This is a genomic window from Burkholderia sp. SIMBA_051, from assembly GCF_046534915.1.
Classification (GTDB): domain Bacteria; phylum Pseudomonadota; class Gammaproteobacteria; order Burkholderiales; family Burkholderiaceae; genus Burkholderia; species Burkholderia ambifaria.
Genome location: NZ_JAWRXS010000519.1, coordinates 1 through 258 on the forward strand (window position 1 = coordinate 1; position 258 = coordinate 258).

A 258-nucleotide genomic window follows, 5' to 3' on the forward strand; every position below is an offset into this window, starting at 1 on the left:
GCGCCGCTACGTACCTGCGAATGGGTCGTCTACGCCAAGCGCCCGTTCGCCGGACCGGAAGCGGTGCTCGAGTACCTCTCGCGCTACACGCACCGCGTCGCCATCTCCAACCAGCGCCTCGTCGCCTTCGATGAGCGCGGCGTGACGTTCCGCTGGAAGGACTACCGTGCAAAGGGACGCACCCGCTACAAGACCATGACCCTCGAAACCGGCGAATTCATGCGCCGCTTCCTGCTCCATGTGCTGCCCGGTGGCTTC

At 65.5% G+C, this 258-nt stretch carries 1 protein-coding gene; it reads left to right on the forward strand.

From position 1 onward, the window contains the following. On the forward strand, positions 1 to 258 hold a 258-nt coding region (locus SB771_RS35545), incomplete at both ends, for a transposase (protein ID WP_410722111.1).